Annotated in this window: 19 protein-coding genes; 4 read left to right on the top strand and 15 right to left on the bottom strand. The window is 64.5% G+C overall.

Going from position 1 to position 18432, the window contains the following annotated elements; genetic code table 11:
* Positions 1-2: 2 nt before the first annotated feature.
* The 4 genes from QMK34_RS04120 to QMK34_RS04105 form a co-directional block, all read right to left on the bottom strand.
* Positions 3-575, bottom strand: coding sequence for a VOC family protein (locus QMK34_RS04120; protein WP_326411626.1), 573 nt, complete (start codon positions 573-575; stop codon positions 3-5).
* A gap of 43 nt (positions 576-618) precedes the next feature.
* Positions 619-1287 (bottom strand): fumarylacetoacetate hydrolase family protein, encoded by a 669-nt coding sequence (locus QMK34_RS04115; protein WP_326411625.1) that lies wholly within the window; start codon positions 1285-1287, stop codon positions 619-621.
* A gap of 402 nt (positions 1288-1689) precedes the next feature.
* The gene (locus QMK34_RS04110; protein ID WP_326411623.1) at positions 1690-2964 is read right to left on the bottom strand and encodes an MFS transporter; all 1275 of its coding nucleotides are present in this window, start codon (positions 2962-2964) and stop codon (positions 1690-1692) included.
* Positions 2965-3232: 268 nt separating this feature from the next.
* The gene (locus QMK34_RS04105) at positions 3233-3703 is read right to left on the bottom strand and encodes an FAD-dependent monooxygenase (protein ID WP_326411621.1); all 471 of its coding nucleotides are present in this window, start codon (positions 3701-3703) and stop codon (positions 3233-3235) included.
* Between the two features lie 121 nt (positions 3704-3824).
* On the opposite strand from QMK34_RS04105, the gene QMK34_RS04100 reads away from it, so the two are divergent.
* Positions 3825-4019: a hypothetical protein gene (locus QMK34_RS04100; protein WP_326411619.1), complete on the top strand. Its 195-nt coding sequence runs from the start codon at positions 3825-3827 to the stop codon at positions 4017-4019.
* A gap of 357 nt (positions 4020-4376) precedes the next feature.
* Here the strand turns inward: QMK34_RS04100 and QMK34_RS04095 are convergent, their stop codons facing one another.
* Entirely contained in the window at positions 4377-4991 is a 615-nt protein-coding gene (locus QMK34_RS04095) for a TetR/AcrR family transcriptional regulator (RefSeq protein ID WP_326411617.1), read from the bottom strand.
* A 100-nt stretch (positions 4992-5091) separates the two neighbouring features.
* On the opposite strand from QMK34_RS04095, the gene QMK34_RS04090 reads away from it, so the two are divergent.
* The 3 genes from QMK34_RS04090 to QMK34_RS04080 all read left to right on the top strand — a co-directional run bounded on the left by QMK34_RS04090 (position 5092) and on the right by QMK34_RS04080 (position 7873).
* Entirely contained in the window at positions 5092-5670 is a 579-nt protein-coding gene (locus QMK34_RS04090; RefSeq protein WP_326411616.1) for a nuclear transport factor 2 family protein, read from the top strand.
* Between the two features lie 61 nt (positions 5671-5731).
* On the top strand, positions 5732-6718 hold the full coding sequence (locus QMK34_RS04085; protein WP_326411614.1) for an alpha/beta hydrolase: 987 nt from the start codon (positions 5732-5734) through the stop codon (positions 6716-6718).
* A gap of 48 nt (positions 6719-6766) precedes the next feature.
* Complete coding sequence (locus QMK34_RS04080; RefSeq protein WP_326411612.1) at positions 6767-7873, top strand: NAD(P)-dependent alcohol dehydrogenase; 1107 nt, start codon at positions 6767-6769, stop codon at positions 7871-7873.
* A 111-nt stretch (positions 7874-7984) separates the two neighbouring features.
* Here the strand turns inward: QMK34_RS04080 and QMK34_RS04075 are convergent, their stop codons facing one another.
* From QMK34_RS04075 to QMK34_RS04030, 10 genes are all read right to left on the bottom strand, one after another.
* Positions 7985-8311, bottom strand: coding sequence for a hypothetical protein (locus tag QMK34_RS04075; RefSeq protein ID WP_326411610.1), 327 nt, complete (start codon positions 8309-8311; stop codon positions 7985-7987).
* Positions 8312-8694: 383 nt separating this feature from the next.
* On the bottom strand, positions 8695-9624 hold the full coding sequence (locus QMK34_RS04070) for an amidohydrolase family protein (RefSeq protein WP_326411608.1): 930 nt from the start codon (positions 9622-9624) through the stop codon (positions 8695-8697).
* Between the two features lie 25 nt (positions 9625-9649).
* Positions 9650-9856, bottom strand: coding sequence for a hypothetical protein (locus tag QMK34_RS04065; protein WP_326411606.1), 207 nt, complete (start codon positions 9854-9856; stop codon positions 9650-9652).
* A 159-nt stretch (positions 9857-10015) separates the two neighbouring features.
* Positions 10016-11215, bottom strand: a complete 1200-nt coding sequence (locus QMK34_RS04060; RefSeq protein WP_326411603.1) for a Rieske 2Fe-2S domain-containing protein — start codon at positions 11213-11215, stop codon at positions 10016-10018.
* Positions 11216-11315: 100 nt separating this feature from the next.
* Entirely contained in the window at positions 11316-12431 is a 1116-nt protein-coding gene (locus tag QMK34_RS04055) for a M24 family metallopeptidase (RefSeq protein ID WP_326411601.1), read from the bottom strand.
* Positions 12432-12516: 85 nt separating this feature from the next.
* On the bottom strand, positions 12517-13722 hold the full coding sequence (locus QMK34_RS04050; RefSeq protein WP_326411599.1) for an NAD(P)/FAD-dependent oxidoreductase: 1206 nt from the start codon (positions 13720-13722) through the stop codon (positions 12517-12519).
* Positions 13723-13775: 53 nt separating this feature from the next.
* Complete coding sequence (locus tag QMK34_RS04045; protein WP_326411597.1) at positions 13776-14093, bottom strand: 2Fe-2S iron-sulfur cluster-binding protein; 318 nt, start codon at positions 14091-14093, stop codon at positions 13776-13778.
* A gap of 121 nt (positions 14094-14214) precedes the next feature.
* Positions 14215-14952 (bottom strand): SDR family oxidoreductase, encoded by a 738-nt coding sequence (locus QMK34_RS04040; RefSeq protein ID WP_326411595.1) that lies wholly within the window; start codon positions 14950-14952, stop codon positions 14215-14217.
* Positions 14953-15065: 113 nt separating this feature from the next.
* Positions 15066-16628: a carboxylesterase/lipase family protein gene (locus tag QMK34_RS04035; RefSeq protein WP_326411593.1), complete on the bottom strand. Its 1563-nt coding sequence runs from the start codon at positions 16626-16628 to the stop codon at positions 15066-15068.
* 64 nt (positions 16629-16692) lie between these two features.
* Positions 16693-18405, bottom strand: coding sequence for an FAD-dependent monooxygenase (locus tag QMK34_RS04030; RefSeq protein ID WP_326411591.1), 1713 nt, complete (start codon positions 18403-18405; stop codon positions 16693-16695).
* Positions 18406-18432: the final 27 nt, after the last annotated feature.

The raw sequence follows: 18432 nt of genomic DNA, 5'->3' as shown, positions 1-18432 counted from the left end.
AATCAGCCGGCACCGACGAGCACGGCCATCGGGTCGGGCAAATCCGCCTTGAGTGACCATGGGCGAGCGGTGAGCTCTTCGACGTCCGCGCCGGCGCGGCGTGCGACGAGCATGACTTCGGGGTCGAAGGCGGGCCCGACCGAATCGGCCGCGTATTCGGGGCCGTTCATGTAGGCGGTCGCCTCGACGGGCTCGGCGAAATTGTCGACCTGCATTTCGACGAAGTTGCCGTCAGGGTCCTGGTAGTACATCGAAGTCGTCACACCGTGTGCGATCGACACGGCCGGAGTGACCCCCTTGTCCCGCAGTAGCTCGTAGCGGCCGAGGAGGTCATCGAGGCTGTCGAAGGTATAAGCGACATGGTGCATCGCCGCGGTGGTGGGAGTCTTGCGCTGCAACGGGTTCGGCGAGTTGAGCAACGCGATGCGATGGTGTTCTTCGTCGAAGGTGACAAACGTCAACGCGTCGTCTTCATAGACGACGTGGCCGTCGAGCACAGTACAGTACCAGTCACGCATCTGCGGGGCCTGGCTTGTCTGGAAGACCACATGGGCGAACTTCGGGGTGGCGGACATCGAAATTCCTCTCCGTTAAGGAAACGTTGACCGGACTTGCTCACTAAGTTGAGATAAACCGGGTGCGCATCGAGCCGACACTTTCGGCGAAGGTGACCAGTTCGTCGCCATGGCACAAATAGCGGGCGGGTTCGCGGGCCATGCCGATACCTGAGGGGGTGCCGGTGAAGATGACGTCACCGGCGTAAAGCGGAAGGATCGACGAGAGATAGGCGATGATGTCCGCGACCGGAAAGATCATGTCACTGGTGCGGGACTTCTGCATCTGTTCGCCATTGAGCAGGCAGCCGATCTCGAGATCGTCCGGATCGGCGAACTCGTCCACGGTGACCAGTACGGGGCCCATCGGGGCGAAACCGGGGAACGACTTCCCGAGATTGAACTGGGGCACCGGCGGCTTCAGCTGTAGCTGTCGTTCCGAGAGGTCCTGGCCCACGGTGAGGCCTGCGACGTGGTCCCACGCCGCTGCCGTCGGCACCCGGTAGGCGTCACGCCCGAGCACCACGACCAGCTCGGTCTCGAAGTCCACCGAGCCTGCGGGCAGGCTCACCACCGACGCGGGGCCGGTGATCGATGACGGGAATTTCGTGAACACGACCGGCGACGTCGGCAAGTCCATCCCGGACTCCGCGGCGTGCTCCCGGTAGTTCAACCCGATCGCGAACACCTGGCGGGGCCGCGGAGCCGGGGCGCCGAGCGTCTCGGCGGACATCGGGGACGATGCGCCGGTGGCGCCCTCGGCCCACACTCGAAATTCGTCCCATCGGCCATACAGAGCTTGTATGTCAGCGGGGAATCTGCCCCCGCTCGCTGCGTCGATGTCCACGAAGTCGTCTGACACGACCAGACTCGCGCGGCCGGATACGTTGGCGATGCGCACTGGCGGCTCCTTTGCCACTGATTGTTCGTGCTCGGCATGCCGCTCCCAGGTGGGGATCGTGGGTCGGCGAGGTCGCCGAAGGAAGCCTGACAAGCGGAACAGGCACTACCATAACAATTATATGTGATAACAGCAAGCTGTGTTTCGCGTTCACGCGAGCCCTGGCCGGACGGGGAAAAGCGCCCAGTTTCCTTGGCAGGCCAACAGTATTCGGTTCGAGGACGGGCGCGGTGGCTATCGGGCAAGGGGCGCGTCGGACTGCGCGATGGCGGTGGACGCGGGCCGCAGCAGCCCGATCAGGATCGCACCGATGAGGGCTGGGACGGCGAAGGCGTAGAAGCCGGCCTTGGGCGAGCTGATCAGCACGGTGACAGCGCCCAGATAGCCGGGGCCGACGATGGCGCCGACACGGCCCACGCCGAGGCTGAAGCCAAGCGCGGTACCTCGCAGGCGGGCCGGGTGGGAGACGGCGACGAAGATATTGACGAGAGCCTGGGTACCGAGCGCGCCGAAGCCGGCGACGCCGGAGGCGACGAGCAGCAAGGGCCGGGGCTGCGGTGTGCTGAGGGTGATCATGGCGACGGCGGCAAGCAGGAAGCTGACCACCGCGGCGATTTTCAGAAATCCGCGGTCGGCGATCAGGCTGGCTCCGAGGATCCCGACGACGGCGCCGACATTGAAGGCGATGGAGAAGTCGAGCGAAGAGCCCAGGTCGTAGCCCGAGTTGACCAGCAGAGTCGGCAGCCAGGTACCGGCGCCGTAGACGATGACTAGCCCGGCGAACGTGGCCGCCCAGAAAAGGAGAGTCGCCCGGCGGTACTGCGCAGAGAGCAATTGGCCGAGCCGGTTGCTGGAGCCGTCCACCCCCGGCACGGGCGGGTTCGACTCGGCTGACAGCGGTACCCGTGCCGGGTGGTCCTGTACGACGGCGGGCACCAGGCGCCACACCACGGGAACGAGCACCAGCGGGATGACTCCGAAGAAGAAGAGGTTATGGAAGTCCCACTGCGGCAGCAGGACTCGGCCAACGACCGCGGTGATGATTCCACCGACGCCCAGCCCTGCCGTAGCGGTGCCCACCTGCAGGGAATGGCGAGCGGGCGTGGCCGCTTCGCTGACGTAGGCGGTGACGAGGGGGATCAAGGCGCCGATGCCAATGCCGGCGAGAAACCGCGACGCGGCAAACAGTGTGAAGTCCCCGGCTACAGCACTCAGGAGCATGCTCAAAGAAAGCCAGACCAGGCTGACGAGCATGGGGAGGCGGCGACCGTGGAGATCGCCGGCCCAACCGGCGGCGATGGAGCCCAGGGGCATCCCGAGCGCGGTGAGTCCGCCCAGGAGCCCCAGCGTCGACTTGGTGACATCCCAGCCTGGATGGGTCAACAGGGAGGGACCGACGACACCAAGGATGAAGAGGTCGTACCCCTCGATGCACAGGATGACCAGCCCGAGCGCCACCGCGGGACCGGGGCGAGCCCGAGTCCCGGATCTACCGAAGTTGGAATTCATGTCCGTACTCCTCATGTGGAACTGCACGAGTGGGGGGAAGGCTGGAAATGTCGGAAAGGTGGAAACACGCGATCTGGCCGACCGCAGGGCTGTCGGAGGGCGCCGGTGAGCGCGGCCAGGGAGACAACCGGCGAGCTGGGCATGGTGCGTGGCTGGCGGCGCGGCCAGGGTTGGCGCCGCTGGCCGTAGTCGTCCTGGTCTTTGCCCAGGGCGTGACAGACAAAGCCGCTGTCTCCATCGCAGGCGACCACCTGGCGCGCGGTCACGGTCACGCCGCCCTCCACTGTGGACACGGCGCGGCAACCGTCCTGGTCAATGCCGATGACCGGCGATCCTTGGTGGATCTCCACACCCGGCGTGGTAAGGCACACCGCGTCCAGGGCTTCCTCAAGATCGGGCTGGTAGATCGTGTCCACTTCGCCCGGCCGCTCGAGCCCTGCTCGTCATGGCGGTGCTGCGCGAGCACCTTGCCGGACGACCCCGTCCGCTCGTGGCCGTGCCGGCTCCGGACCTCGGGAGGCAGTTCCATGGCGATGCCCCGGCGAGCGAAGATCCGCATCGTCTCGTCGTCGAAGCTGGCCGCCCAGGGCAAGTAGCAGAGCCCTTCATGGCGCTCCAGCACCACCATCCGATGGCCCGCCCGGCCGAGCAGCGCGGCCGTGACCCGGCCTGCCGGTCCGTAGCAAACCACGACCACATCCGCGGCTTCCGCCACGTCACAGGACCCGTCCACCGACATCGCCTCGGCCTCCTTCGCCCGTTGTGGCCATGCGGACGCTAATTTCCCCCATACGTAAAGTCAATGCGCAATAGTGAAACGCGCAACTGGCAGCGGGGCCGCGATGCGCACGATCGGCTCGATGAACACTTGGCCACTGCCGACCCCGATCGCCCAGCCTGCGCAGCCGAGACCCTCCCGCTTCGCCGCCATCCCGTTGCAGGACCCCCAGGCCGCGGCCAAGTGGCTCCAGCTGGACAACCCCACCCTGCATGCCTTGTGGGAGCAGGCCTCGAGCCGATCTTCGGCCGGGTCGTCGACGACTTCCGCGACGTGAAGCTGCTGTTGGGCCAAGGGCTGCGCGACGTGTAGTGGCGGCTGGACTCGCGTTGGATCCCCCGCCGCCCATCGTCCAGCCGGAAGTCTTTGCGCCGCACTGTTGGCCCAGCGTTTCCGCACCGAGGTCGAAACGATCGCCCTGGCGAATGACACCGAGCGTGCAGGTGGAGCCGCGACACGGATCGTCCACTGCGCGTCGCCCGTCGGCTCGATGCGGGCCTGATCTCCGTCAACAGCCGCGCCAACCTCGCCGCAGAGCCGCAGGAGGACTGGGTGGCTCGGCGGCGCGGCAAGCCTCGGCGACCGCACCGATACGAGCAGGTCTCCCCGAACCGCTGCGGCCGTGCGCTGCCTTCTATCGGGCGAGCAGGGGAAGGATTACCAGGTCGACGACTGCCTCGACTTCTGAGTCGGTGACGGTCCCGCGGTCGATGGATTCGGCCACGATCAGGCGCGGGCCGATGGCCGCGGTGCGGGCGGTGGCGCGCTCAGGGGAGGCCTGGCCACGCTCGACCGCGGTGCGCATGCAGTCCAGAAGAACGGCCTGATGAGGAAGCACGACCTGGTCCATGACCTGCGCGAAGAGCTCGGGGTGGCGCGGGCGCTGGGTCAGCAGGGGACGCAGGGCGCGTCCGCGTGGCTCGTCCAGGACCCGGGCGAAGGCGATGAGGAGGACGAGCAGGTCCCCGCGCAGGGTCCCGGTGTCCGGTATCAGGGGTTTACCCAGGCCGGCCTCGTGATCTTTGAGTGCGGCCAGGACGAGCTCGGCCGTGGTGCTCCATCGGCGGTAGAGCACGGACTTCCCGGTGCCGGCCTTCGGGGCGATCTTCTCAAAGCTCAGTTCCTCGAAGCTGGTCGCGGCCAGCTCCTCCAGGGTCGCCCGGTAGATCGCCTGGCTCAGCTCCGTGCCGCGGCGGCGCGTGGTGACGGTGCGGGTTGGCGGGGTGGAAGCTGAGGAAGAGGCGGTCACCCGTCCCGTTATAGCTCTCGGCGCGGAGTCGCGCCCAACGACGGGATGGGTGTACTCTAAATAAGAAACGATGTTGTCCTCTATCTTGGAGTCAAATATTATGCACACGCGCATCGAGGACCGCGCCGCCATCGCCGACCTGATGAGCGGCTGGATCCACCGGGACTTGAGCGAGTGGGACCAGCTGGGCGAGCTGTTCCACCCCGGCGCCACCATCGCGATCACGTGGTTCGATGGGCTGGCCACCGACTTCGTCGAAGGCTCTGCCCGCATGGGCGCCTCGGATTTCCGCAACAAGCATGTGGTCGCCACCCCCACGATCACTTTCCGTGGCGATAAGGCTTTCGTCGAGACCAACGCCATGATCGTCGCCGAGAACACCTTCCTGGAGCTCGGTTGCACCACCCACAACCGCTTCCTGGACCAGGTCGAGAAGCGCGACGGCGCCTGGCGCATCACCCGCCGCGAGAGCAGCTACGACATGAGCCACTTCACCTTCCTGACCAAGGTCGAGGAAATCGACGAAAAGGCGGTGCGCGGTTTCCCGCGGGAGTACGCCGCGCTGGCCTACCTCCTGGAGAGGTCCGGCTTCCCCATCGTGCGCGAGTTCCCCACCCGCGACAGCGCTCTCGAGGCCGAGATCAAGGCCGCCGGCACAGCCTGGCTCAACCAGTCCTGACACTCCCCTCTGCCGACCCGCCCTCACCCATCGCCCGGACAACGATCAAAGGACTCACCTCATGCCGTATCTGGAAGCCGCCGACCGCGCCGGCACCTTCATCCCGCACTCCGTCGAGGAGCACCTGGTCGACCTGGGCGAGATCAGGATGAACTACGCCACCCTGGGCGACCCCACCCTCCCCGCGCTGCTCCTCATCCCCGCGCAGTCCGAGTCCTGGTGGGGCTACGAGCGCGCCATGCCTCTGCTCGCCGAGCATTTCCAGGTCTTCGCCATCGACCTGCGCGGCCAGGGCCGCTCCACCTGGACCCCGGGCCGCTACACCGTCGACACCATGGCCGGCGACGTGGTCCGCTTCATCGACTTGGTCATCGGCCGGCCCACCCTCGTCAGCGGCATGTCCTCCGGCGGCGTGATCGCCGCCTGGCTATCCGCCTACGCCAAGCCCGGCCAGATCCTCGGCGCGGTCTTCGAAGACGCCCCGCTGTTCGCCTCCGAACTCATCACCACCTGTGGCCAGCCCGTCAACCAGGGCATGGGTCCCTCCATGGCCCTGTGGAACAAATACCTGGGCGACCAGTGGACCGTCGGAGACTGGGAGGGTTTCAAAGCCGCCGCGCCCCGCGAACTGTCCCGGCCGCTACTCGACGCCATCTCCGTCATGATCCCGCGCCCGAAGGACATCCCCGCCGACGCCCCAGCCCCACAGAACCTCAAGGAGTACGACCCTGAGTGGGGCCGTTCCTTCGCCAGCGGCCTGGCCACCGCCGGCTGCGACCACGCCACCATGCTCTCCCACGTCAAGGTCCCGGTGCTCTTCACCCACCACTACCACCAGCAGGACGAGAAAACCGGCATTTACCAGGGCGCGATCTCCGATCCCCAGGCCACCCGCGTCCAAGAACTGGTCACCGCCGCCGGCCAGGACTTCACCTACCTCGACTTCCCCGACATGCCCCACTCAATGCACGGCCACCGGCCCGAGCTCTACGCCGAGACCGTCACCGAATGGGCCGCCAAACTCCCCCCTGTGACCACCAACGCCTGAACCCCCGATTCACGGCGTCAATTGACGGACGGACAGGAGCTCGGCGCCATGAAGAACGTCACCGCGGCTGTCGCGCGGGAACGGAACGCCCCGCTGATCCTGGAACAGCTGCGACTGGACGAGATCCGGGACAACGAGGTCAGGGTCAGGATGGTGGCCTCGGGCATCTGTCACGCCGATGCCTTCGTCCGGGACGGCATCTACCCGACTCCGCTGCCGGCCGTGCTGGGCCACGAGGGTTCGGGGATCGTCGAGGAGGTCGGCAGGGCGGTCTCCCGTGTGCGACCCGGCGACCACGTCGTGCTGTCCGTGGCCTACTGCACGCAGTGCTCGGAGTGCCTGGCAGGCAACATGGCCTACTGCGAGAACTTGTTCGCCGAGGACTTCGGAGGCCGGCGCGGCGACGGCTCAACATCACTGTCCACGCGGGACGGCTCAGCCGTCTCCTCCCACTTCTTCGGTCAGTCCGCCTTCAGTACCTACGCCAACGTCGTGGAAAGCAGCGTGGTGCCGGTAAGCGCGTCAGCTCCGCTGGAGATCTTCGCGCCGCTGGGGTGCGGAATGCAGACCGGTGCGGGCGCAGTCCTCAATGAACTGCGCCCGCAGGTCGGCTCGTCATTCGCCGTCTCGGGTGCGGGAGCGGTGGGACTGGCAGCGATCATGGCGGCCCGGCTGACGGGCTGCACCGCAGTGATCGCCGTGGACGTCCACGACTCCCGATTGGAACTGGCCCAAGAGGTCGGCGCCACCCACACCATCAACGGCAAGGACACCGATGTCCCGGCCGAACTGATGCGGATCACCGCAGGGCGGGGCGCCAACTACATCCTGGACACCACCGGCCTGCCCACGGTGCTCGCTCCCTTGGTCCGCGCGCAGTCGGTCAGGGGCACCCTGGCCCTCGTCGGATCCGCCCCTTCGGGCACCGAAGTTCCCTTCGAAATCGGAGATTCGCTGGTCAAAGGCTGGACATTCAAGACGATCATCCAAGGTAGTTCCGTGCCCCAGCTCTTCATCCCCCGCATGGCCGACCTGTGGGCACAGGGCCGATTCCCCTTCGACAAGCTGATCAAGCACTACGAATTCGCGGACATCAACGCCGCGTTCGCCGATTCCTCGTCCGGCGCCACCGTCAAACCAGTCATCGTCTTCTGACTCCGGTGTGGAATCAGAAGACAGCTGCGATGACGATCCTGCGAGGCCACTCGCCAGCAAAGACGGCTCCACATCAGGATTCGACTTCACCGCCGCGATCGACCATCCGCTCTACAGCGCGCTTTTGTTCGACGTCAGCCACACTCGACGACGGTGCTTCTTCCAAGTTGACAGCTTGGTCCGGCTGAGACGCCCATCCGGCTTGCTCGGCTGAGCCAGTACGTCTTCGGTCAGCGCTCTGCTTGGATACCGCTGTCGGGTACGTAGTGACCTGCTCCAGTGCTCCGAATCGCGCCCAGCGATGGCTTCGACGAGCTCGACGTACACCAGCAGACGGCCGTCCATGAGTTCGCCGAGCGTGTGCCCATCGATTGCTTCGATGTTCACGGTGCGCGAGCGGACTATGTCGAGCAGAGCCAAGGAGATGGCTCGCAGCATCGGGCTGCGCTTTGAACATCACCGCCGGGGCAAGGCCCAGCACGGCCTGCACGCCGATGCCAGCCCCGCCGTCAGTGTGGCCGGAAGTAACCGAAGATCCGGCGAAGGACGCCTCGGTCGAAACGAGCCGAGGCGTCGCCTTCGCCCTAATCCACGGCCATGCTCGCACCCACGCAGTAGCGCGCCACGCACGAAGGCGACGCCCCACCGCCTGGACAGCATTCCATCGTCGATGCGCTCTCGACCACCGAGTCCGCGAGCCGGCGTTGACTCTGATCGCGCAGCACAACACCGGAACCCGATTTTCGGTGCACCCCGAACCACGATCGACGGCGCGTCAGATTGAGGAACAAGGGCAGCGGACGAGCGACGACCGTTGGCCTTCAGCGCCTGCTGGGAAGTATCGATGCGGCGTTGTCGTGGTCAATGGCGGCATGCGCCACGTCGGACAGGTCTGTGCTGGCGTCGAGGGCGGCGGTGAACTGCTCCGCCGGTCCTCCGGGCGCGTAAGGGAAGTCGCTGCCGAACAGGATGCGGGACGGGTCGGCGAAGGCCATCAGGCTGGGGATCGTCGAGAGGCCGGAGGAGAGCGCCGTGTCGAAATAGAAGCGACGGAAGGACTCCTGCAGCGCGTCGGTGCCGATCGAGCCCGGCAAAGTGGTTGCGCACGCCACGATGCGCTGAACCGTATACGGCAAGAACCCGCCGGCATGCGACAGGATCACCCGTACTCTCCTATGGCGATCGAGGACGCCCTTCAACACCATGTCTACCGCGGTGCGGGTAGTGGCGAACGGAAAGTCGACGAACGGCGCGGGAATGCCTTCGAGCTCGGGAAGCGTAGTACGGGTGGGATGGATGAACACGATCGCCTGACGTCGATCCAGTTCTGCCCACAGTGGCTCGAACGACGGATGTCCAAGGTACCGATCGCCGTAGTTGGAGTAAAGAACGACGCCCTGGGCCCCCAGCTCGTCGAGCGCGTAGGCCACTTCGGCGAGCGCACCCACCACGTCGGGCAGCGGAAGTGTCGCGAAGTTGCCAAACCGTTCCGGCCACCGAGCCACGAGGTCCGCCGTATAGTCGTTGACCTTGCGGGCCATCTCACGACTCTCGCCATCCGACCAGGCGGCCAATCCCGGTGCCGTAAGCGATAGGAAGCCCGTGGCGATATCTCGCGAGTCCATGAAGGCGATCGCCTGCGCCGGCGCCCAGTCCGGGGGCCGATGGACCGACCCCCGCTCTCGGAGACCCTCCACCCAAAAGGGAGGGAGCACGTGCTGATGAACGTCGATTCTGCCGGTTACCCGCACTTCGCGACCCTTCTACTCGGTTTGATTACGGACGATCCGAACGGGTTAAACGCGCCACCTGAAAATGACCAGGTGGTTTGCCCTGGTCAAGACTGACGGCGGCAAACCCTCGGCAGAACACACCGAGCACGATCGAGGCTTCGAGCCGGACAACCAGTTTCCCTGAGCGGAACAATGGTCTCGTGCGCAGGACTTCCACGAAGACCCCAATGAACGGTTCATCGTCTCGCATCTTATCCAGGGTCCCTGGCTGCCACCAGGCCGTCGTCGGCCCGCCGTGACCCGGCCTAACGGCTCCCCTCCGTCATGCTCGTCCTTAGCGGACTCGCTAACCGCCCTTCCCTGGTCCGCAGATCTCACTCACCGGCTCAACCACGAGTAAGACCGCTGGTCAGGCCGGCATCGGCGGCGGCAACCACATCGGTCGTCGCGACATCGTGAGTGCCCGTCGTGCTGTCGGCCTGCGTGTCATCGCCCGGCTCGTACATGACCAGTTTTTCCTCATTGGAGCGGCGCCAGTCTTTGCGCGGCTGGCCATCCTGCAGAGTTTTGAGTTCGCGCGACCAGATCCGTCGGAGGAGACCGAGGGCTCGGTCGGATTGGCCCAAATGCTCGGCGGCACGGTCAACGACAGTCCTTGCGCGGCCATCGCGACCGTATCCTGGATCACGGGAAGCAAGGGATGGTTCTGGTCGACCTCGTCCAGCGTCAGCTCGCCCGCCAGCACCCGCGCCGCGATCTCTGCCGGGTCAACCATCTCCTTCTCACTTTCGCGGATCGACTCGTCGTAGTTCTTAATCCGGTCGATCATCACGCTCAGCGTGGTGACGTTGTCAATCGGCAGGCGCCATGCGGCATGGATCGCCAGGTTTTCCTTGTCCTGACCGATCGCCGCCTCGCGCAACATGAGATTGGGCATGTGAAAGTGAGTGAAGAATTTGCTGCCGTCTGGGCGCGCTGTGGTGGCCAGCAGCCCGTAATCGGTCTCTTTGGCAGTGATGCGCGGGAGCTCGATGAGCCCGAAGTTCGCCATGAGATCGCGGTGCACATAGTAGATGTGCACCTCGTCGACGTCATTCTCGACACGCTGGAAGTAGTTGTATGGCAGTGTCACCGCCATCGAGACCAGTTCGCCGGCACTTTCATCCTCAAGTTCGGGATACCGCGGGAACTCGGGCGGCTCGCCCTCGCCGAGGTAGCCGAAAACAACCCCGAGGTACTCGCGAACGGGGTGCGTCTCCAGGCTGATGCTGCGAGCGTAGGTGGCGGTTTCTGCGGGGAACTCTACGCCTTGACCGTCGCCGGAGAACTTCCATCCGTGGTAGCGGCAACGGATGCAGTTTCCCTCGACCCAACCGTAGGCCAGGCTCGTGCCGCGGTGCGGACAACGATCCTGCACGAGGTTGATCGCACCCTCATCGCCCCGATACAGGGTATAAAATTTCCCGAGAAGCTTGATGCGCTTCGACGTGCCCGGGGCATAATCCTTCGAAAGGGCCACCGGCTGCCAGAACGTCGCTAAGTACTGGCCGGCGATAGCATCGTTCTCCACGATCGAAAAATCGTCCGAGGGATACGACTGCGATGTCATGGTCATAAGACTCTTCCCTTGTGAGTTATTACTCTAGCCTAGATGGGCAAGCACAGGAACGCAAATCGGCTGTTCTTGCCTCTGGATTCAGTGCACACGGTTAAGAAAGCGTGACCTTGGCACCCTCGTAGCGGGTAAGCCGCTCTGCTCCTCTCTCGGTTATGAGATACGTGTCCGCTCGCATCAGGGCGACGAACTCTTCGTCGGCAAGAATGGGATGGAAGATCAGCGTCATTCCTTCCTCGAGCTCGAACGGCACCGTCGGGTCATGCCGGGGCTCCTCCAGCGCCATGCCACAAAAGTGGCCCAAGGACAACGACTTCATCGTGTGGCCGCGTTTGGCCAAGAGCTTTTCGACCGACCTGGCGATCTCTGAGAGGTCGGCGCCGGGCCGCATATCCGGCTGTACTGCTTGCTTGACTTCCACGAGATCCTCGTACGCCCGCCACATGTCCTTGTCATCAGGACGGGTGGTGACGGGAATCGTGACCTGCGAGTAGTATCCGTCGTAACGCGGCGATATTTCGACCAGATAACGCGCGTTCGCCTCGATCCGTTCGGGATTCGCCAGTGACTGCATCGGCCTGCCCCTGAAAGGTACCGGCAGAACTAGGTGAAATCCCCCCTCGGCGCCTTCCAGGCGCACCAGGTGATCGATGTCCGCGACGATCTCGCGGTTCCGGCGGCCGATTTTGAAGATCTCGGGTACGTGCTCCCAGACGGCATCGGCGATCTCGCAGCCCCTGCGGACCAGTGCGATCTCCTGCGCACTCTTGCGCAGGCGGAGTCGCTCGAGTGACCCAGAGACGTCAACCAACTGCGGGGCCGGGGATCGTGAGTCCAGCGCCGCGGCGATGGTCCACGGAAAGCTCTCGGTCTCCGCGACGCCGAGTCGGCTGGGGTTTCGGCGAGCGATACGCTCAACGAGCAGGGACGGCGAGAAGCCGTTCACCAGCTCGATCGGAAACTCATGAGCGGTGTAGTAGTCGGACACCGGCTTGCCGATGCGGTCCGAGATCAGCTCAACGGTGCCGTCGCGGTCGAGCAAAGCAGCCGCGGGGCCGCCGATGGGGATGTACCCGGTCAACCACCGCTGGTTGCCCCGCAGTATCTCGTCCCGAGACCAGTCGATGGCCACCAGCACGTCGATGTCCTGGTCCTCCATGAGCTGGCGTACGCGGGCCCATCGTGCGACAGCTTCCGCTCGGTCAAACATCGGCATTGTTCCTAATCGGTAGTAGGGGTTGGTTCTTCCAGTTGGTAGCCGAGGCCCGTGTGTCTCCAGACGTTTGATGTTTAGTTCACCTAAGGGTCTTGAGCGCTACTGTGGTGTCGGCCAGCAGCGCTGGATTCACGCTCAGGCCGTCCGTCACCAGGCGTTTCCCCTGCACGTAGTCCCTGGTGGCGTTCACGCAGTCCAACGCGATGACCTGTCCTTTCCGGAGATAGACGATGGAGAACCGGCGAGTGCCCGGATCGCCACGAACCACCGTCTCGTCATAGCCCGTAGAGAGGCCGACGGTTTGGAGCCGGAGGTCATACTGGTTGGACCAGAACCACGGGACCACGTCGTAGTTTGCTTCGTTCCCGGTCAACACCTTGGCGACGACGGTAGCCTGGTCATGGGCGTTCTGGACTGATTCAAGCCTGACGAGGGTCTCGCCGGCGTAGCGATTCAGATGCGATGCGCAGTCTCCGATCGCGAACACGTCGGGGAGGCTCGTCCGGCACTGTCCGTCGACCTCGACGCCGCCAGTGCCCTCGGCGCCCGCCGACAGCAACGGCTCCACTGCCGGGACGATGCCGATTCCGACGATCACCATGTCGCAGGCGAGGACCTCGCCATCCGAGAGTCGCACGCCCGACACTCGCGAGTTGCACTCCTCGATGCACTCGACCGTCACGCCGAGCCGTATCTCGACGCCGTGCGCTTGATGCTCTCGCTCATAGAACCGCGACAGCGGCTCGCCGGCGACACGGGCAAGCACTCGGTTTTGCGCCTCCAGCACCGTGACCGCCTTGCCAGACTGGGCAAGAACCGCTGCGGCCTCCAGTCCGATATAGCCACCGCCGATCACCACGACCCGGGAGGTCGTTCCGAGTTCAGCGCGGATACGGTCGGCGTCCGCTCGTGTCCGCACCGTGTGCACCCCCACGAGGTCGTGTCCGGAGCACGCCATGGTGCGCGGCGACCCTCCTGCCGCCCAGACGAGATGGCCGTACTCGATCTCGCCGCCGTCTTCGCAACGCACCTGATGCGACACGGGGTCGACCGCGATCACGCGACGGCCACTGAGAATCGAGATATCACGGTCGGACCAGAATGTGTCCGGATGGATGAGCAAGCGCTCGAACGGCTTGGCGCCGGACAGGTAGTCTTTCGACAGTGGAGGACGCTCGTAGGGCAGCTCCACCTCGTCGCCGAGCAAGGCGATGGACCCCTCGAACTTGGCCAAGCGCAACGCCCCGGCCGCCTGCGCGCCACCGTGACCGGCTCCGACGATCAAGACGTCATACTGATCTGACGGTCCGCCTGCAGTACCCTCGGTCATTCTCGGCATCAGTCCTCCGGGGCAATCGTCACCTGAAGGCCGTCCAATGCCTCGCTGAAGGGAAGCTGGCAGGACAGGCGCGAGTTTGGCTGACGATACTCGGAGCTGTCCAGAAGTTCGTCTTCGTCCTCGCTCAGGGGCGGCAAGTGGTCGGCCAGTTCGCCGTGAACATAGACATGACATGTTGCGCAGGAGCAGCAGCCACCACACAGCGCCAGAAGCTCGTCGTTGCCAGCTTGTCGAATCACCTCCATCGTGGACAGGCCGCTCTCCCCGTCAACAATCTCCGTTTCGCCTTCGCGGTTTGTGACACCTAGCTTCGGCATTGTTCCCAACTCCTTTCCCTCTCTGGCCGTTCCCCGAAGCGGAAGTGGACCCGCTCAGCAGAGCGAGTTCCCATCCCCTTTCCTCTCTCCGCAGGCGAACGATCGAATTCGCGACGCTCGCCTACCACGGCAGGGGACCTTGGTCGTTGAAAAAGCCGCCGTTCGGCCCGTCGTCGGGAAGCGTGGCGAGGGCGACGATGACGCGCGCTCCTTCGCCGACGCTCCGAGTGCCGCGGTGGTGGGTGAGGTCGGTGGCGGTGTAACCGGGTGCCGCGGAGTTGATCCTGATCTTGCACAGGCCGGGATCTCTCTTGAAAGCCTGAGAGTATTGGATGGTGAGCATGTTCAGGGCGGTCTTGGAGGTGGTGTAGGCGAGGCGCTGCGAGGCGTCGCCGCCGAAGTCGGTGCCCCCGCTACTGAGCGTAAGAGAGGCCGTCGTGCTGGCAACGTTGACGATCCGCGGCTCGCGCGAGGCACGCAGCAGCGGCAGCAAAGTGCCGATGGTGGTGACCACACCGAAGACGTTGACGTCGAAGATCTGCCGCATCTGCGCCGCGTTCACCTCAGCTGCCGGTGCTTCCACGATAGTGCCAGCATTGTTGATCAGCACATCCAGCCGTCCGTGGTCCCGTTGTAGCCGGGCGGCGACAGCATCGACGCTCGCGGGGTCGGTGACGTCAATCTGCACCGGTTCCACCTGTATACCGTCGGCCAACAGTTCGGCTGCCGCATCGGTGCCACGGGCGAGCTCGCGACTACCCATCAGAACCGTCATCTGACGCTGGGCAAGCTGGCGCGCGACCTCCTTGCCCAAGCCCTTGTTGGCCCCCGTCACCAGCGCCACCAAGCAATCGGTCATGATTCACACCCGAAGTGATGCAGCATGGTGATGGCTCCTCGTAAGAGTTTCACTGTTGTCAGAAGACGCTTATGGCCAGTTTCGCGAACGCCGGGATTCGGGTAGCGACATTCCTACCAAACCATCCTCTCCGCCGACATGGGATCGAGGACGACCTGGGGTTCTCTGTCAAAGTGCATTGTGGCCCGGGTGGTCGTGTCGTAGGCCGGCCAGTACGGAAGCGAATCACTATACGGATGGCCGGTCCGCGCGAATGCCGTCCATGCGTCGCTCATCTGCTTCGAAACAATGAATCTAGCAGGATCGCTTCCCAAGATTGGGTGATCCGGGTGAGCGAAGACCAGTGGAACGTCGAGCGTATGCGGCGTTCGGTACTTCCCACCGCACGCATTTGTTTCGAAGCCGAGGATGTACATGTAGACAGGCGCCCCGCCATGGTCAGCATTCAGCTCAGCCATGCGGATCGCCTTGCTGCGAAAGATGAGGTCCCCCGTGATGGCAAGGGCAATTTCGGTCGGGGTCGCGTCCGGCCGCCCCGTCTCATAGATGCCGACGACTCGCTCACTGTCAGCACCGAGCATTCCGCCAACCATCTTGTGCATTTGTGCGCGATCCAACTCGAACATGCCCGGCACGGACGACAGGAACCACGTGGTCTCTGTGGCACATGTCCCGACCAGGAGTGGGACCTCCTTGCTCAGGGGTGAGCCTAGCTGATCGAAGCATCCGACCGGGAGGGTCTTTCCGTCGACAATTGGCTCAAACTCAACGAAGTGAGCGCCTGCGCGCTGGGTGAACAGCTGCGGCGTGAGGCGTATCTGGGCTTCGACCAGGTGCTCGGAAGGTACATCGAGAAGGCCTTCGATGTCGTTGGGTTCCAGGCCGAGTTCCGCCATCAGAGCGAGAGTTCTCTCTGTCCCTTCGGTACGAGTGCCGGCCTTCAGCTGGGAGCCACTTTGCACAATCGCCTTATGGAAGAGCCCTTCCGCTTCGGGCATACGCAGAAGAACCGAGACCTTCATTCCGCCACCCGACTCCCCGAAGATGGTCACATTGTCCGGGTCGCCACCAAAGTTTTCGATATTGTCTTTGACCCATTTTAAGGCATCCACCATGTCGAGCATGCCGATGTTGGCGGCGTCTTCGTATTCGGCCCCGCCTGGCAGGTCGGCGAGGTGGAGAAACCCGAGTGTTCCAACGCGATGGCGCACCGTCACGACAACGACGTCTCCACTCCTGGCCAAGTTCTCCCCATCGAACCAAGATACCGGCGGAGTCTCTCCGAAGTACTTGCCGCCATGGCACCAGAACATCACGGGCAACCTCCGTTGCCGGGAAGGGTCTGGCGTCCACACACTCAGCGTCAAGCACTCCTCGCTCTGAGCGCGCCACCGATCGTCCGATGCCCCGACCTCCTCCATGAGCTCTTCCATCTCGGAGCTCGTCACCTTCATGTCGTGGCACTCCGGCTGGATCGCGCGGGGTCCGTACTCGGTGGCGTCCTTGATGTCGGTCCATGGGGTGACAGGCATAGCGCGCTGCCACCGCCGACGACCACTTACTGCTTCGCCGTACGCGATGCCTTTGAACGAGTGCACGCCATTCGCGACGTTCCCTCGCAGCGGTCCCGGGCCGATCTCGACAATCGTGTCCTCAGTCTTGACGACTTCAGTCATCGCGACAACTCCCATTCGAACGAGTTCAAACCTCGGACAGAATCGTGCTTGATGAGGCTCATACTCATGTCTGACTGCTTGCTGCGGGACGGTCTCCCGGCCCAGCTACGTCCATCACCGGTGCCGTCCCCTGAAGCACCGAGGGCCGGGTCAGATCGTCTTGACGGCTGGCCGGCCACGCATCTGGCGACCGGTGACCAGTGACCAGCGGCAGATCAATGTCGTCCGGCTGCGTTGTGCGCCAAGCGATGTGCTGGTCAGGTCGGATCAGCAGGAACTCATCGCGCCAGGGATAGTTCGGTGGCGACTCGAGGCACGTCAAAGGTATGCCGCGGTCAGCGGCTCGGGCGACCAACCGTTCGACTTGGTCTGCGTTCGCGCTCAGCGGGCCGAGCAGGGTCATCCCCGCTCCGAGGTGGTCGAACAACGAGGATCCGTCGGGGAGCCACTGATGGGGAAGACGACCACCGGGAGCCGTGGACGGGACGTACACGGTTAGATCCAGGAGCGGCGGTGCCATTGGTCCGGGCTGGACGGCGGGCGACCCGGCGTAGCTGTAGCCGAGCACGAGGCCCAGACTGTAAAACTCGCTGCGCTTGGCCACCTCGATGGACCGGGCGTCTGCGGACAGGTCTCCGGCGAGTGACCCCAAGTGGCTCGCAGCCGAGGCCACGGTCTGCTCGACCACGCGGCGACGCTCCGGCTCGTAGCTGTCGAGCAGATCCGCGGAAGCCCAGCCCTGCTCGACCGCGGCGATCTTCCACGCGATGTTGACCGCGTCACCGACACTCGTGTTGTAGCCGTGGCCTCCCCAGGGCGGATTGAGATGCGCGCTTTCGCCCACGAGATAGACGCGCCCCTTGCTGAAGGTGTCCGAAATGAGCATGCGCGCTGTCCATGAGTCGGTAGCAAGCACCTCATGGTCTACCTTGGCGCCGACGAGTTGCTCGATCAGGGCAGAGGCCTGCTCCGCGCCTCTTTCCGGGCCCACTCCCGGGAAGATGGCCCACCAGACTCCGGACAGATCCAGCCGCCCCATGAGTCCAGCACCGGCGGAACCAACGATCCAATACTGGACCGCCCGGCCCAGGGGTGTCTCGAGTTCGGGAGCGCTGAACACCACATTGAAGTTGGGGCGCGGGTCCGAGGTTCCGACGTAGCTCGCGCCGATCTGCTGTCGCGTCACGCTACTGGCGCCGTCACACCCCAGCACGTAGCGGGCCGAGATCACGGTCTCGACGCCTTCGGCATCGCGCACCCTGACATCCACCCAGGCACCCCGGTCGTCGAGGCCGACGACTGAACCCCCCACCCGAAAGTCGACCTTCCGGCTGCTGAGGACGTGGCCGCGCAGCACTTGTTCGACCATCGGCTGGGGCACCTGCTGTCCCGGCTCGGCAAAGTGATCAACGCGGTCGGTCGTCAGGCCGAAGGCACCATCGAAGTCCAGGATCCGCTCACCGGTCAGCGACGCGCAAAACGTCACCCGTTGCGACCACGACACCGCAAGTGGCGCCGCGCGTCGCACGGTGTCGGCGATTCGCCACCGCCGAAAGTGTTCCATCGTGCGGACGTTAGTGGTCTTGGCCCGAGGCCGCGAGTGCGCTACTTCCGGGCGCGGCTCGATGACGACGCAGTCGATTCCCTGATGCGCGAGCTCGGCGGCCGCGGCAAGACCGGAAGGGCCCCCGCCCGCGACGAGGACGGTCGTCTGCGCGGGTGTGGAGCGAGTTTGAATGGTCACAACGAAGATGGTGGGCTTGGTGACCTGCAGCACATAATGCTAGTTTCATTCAATGAAACA

The sequence above is a fragment of the Amycolatopsis sp. H20-H5 genome, assembly GCF_035828755.1.
Lineage (GTDB): Bacteria > Actinomycetota > Actinomycetes > Mycobacteriales > Pseudonocardiaceae > Amycolatopsis.
This window is presented reverse-complemented; position numbering and strand designations above follow the sequence as displayed.

What these genes read in the sequence shown, in the direction of transcription:
- QMK34_RS04115 (WP_326411625.1), bottom strand. Translation starts at nt 1,287, where the DNA reads ATGTCCGCCGAGACGCTCGGCGCCCCGGCTCCGCGGCCCCGCCAGGTG.
- QMK34_RS04040 (WP_326411595.1), bottom strand. Translation starts at nt 14,952, where the DNA reads ATGACCGATTGCTTGGTGGCGCTGGTGACGGGGGCCAACAAGGGCTTG.
- QMK34_RS04080 (WP_326411612.1), top strand. Translation starts at nt 6,767, where the DNA reads ATGAAGAACGTCACCGCGGCTGTCGCGCGGGAACGGAACGCCCCGCTG.
- QMK34_RS04075 (WP_326411610.1), bottom strand. Translation starts at nt 8,311, where the DNA reads ATGCTGCGAGCCATCTCCTTGGCTCTGCTCGACATAGTCCGCTCGCGC.
- QMK34_RS04090 (WP_326411616.1), top strand. Translation starts at nt 5,092, where the DNA reads ATGCACACGCGCATCGAGGACCGCGCCGCCATCGCCGACCTGATGAGC.
- QMK34_RS04085 (WP_326411614.1), top strand. Translation starts at nt 5,732, where the DNA reads ATGCCGTATCTGGAAGCCGCCGACCGCGCCGGCACCTTCATCCCGCAC.
- QMK34_RS04035 (WP_326411593.1), bottom strand. Translation starts at nt 16,628, where the DNA reads ATGACTGAAGTCGTCAAGACTGAGGACACGATTGTCGAGATCGGCCCG.
- QMK34_RS04100 (WP_326411619.1), top strand. Translation starts at nt 3,825, where the DNA reads ATGAACACTTGGCCACTGCCGACCCCGATCGCCCAGCCTGCGCAGCCG.
- QMK34_RS04105 (WP_326411621.1), bottom strand. Translation starts at nt 3,703, where the DNA reads ATGTCGGTGGACGGGTCCTGTGACGTGGCGGAAGCCGCGGATGTGGTC.
- QMK34_RS04120 (WP_326411626.1), bottom strand. Translation starts at nt 575, where the DNA reads ATGTCCGCCACCCCGAAGTTCGCCCATGTGGTCTTCCAGACAAGCCAG.
- QMK34_RS04060 (WP_326411603.1), bottom strand. Translation starts at nt 11,215, where the DNA reads ATGACATCGCAGTCGTATCCCTCGGACGATTTTTCGATCGTGGAGAAC.
- QMK34_RS04110 (WP_326411623.1), bottom strand. Translation starts at nt 2,964, where the DNA reads ATGAATTCCAACTTCGGTAGATCCGGGACTCGGGCTCGCCCCGGTCCC.
- QMK34_RS04065 (WP_326411606.1), bottom strand. Translation starts at nt 9,856, where the DNA reads ATGCGAGACGATGAACCGTTCATTGGGGTCTTCGTGGAAGTCCTGCGC.
- QMK34_RS04055 (WP_326411601.1), bottom strand. Translation starts at nt 12,431, where the DNA reads ATGTTTGACCGAGCGGAAGCTGTCGCACGATGGGCCCGCGTACGCCAG.
- QMK34_RS04045 (WP_326411597.1), bottom strand. Translation starts at nt 14,093, where the DNA reads ATGCCGAAGCTAGGTGTCACAAACCGCGAAGGCGAAACGGAGATTGTT.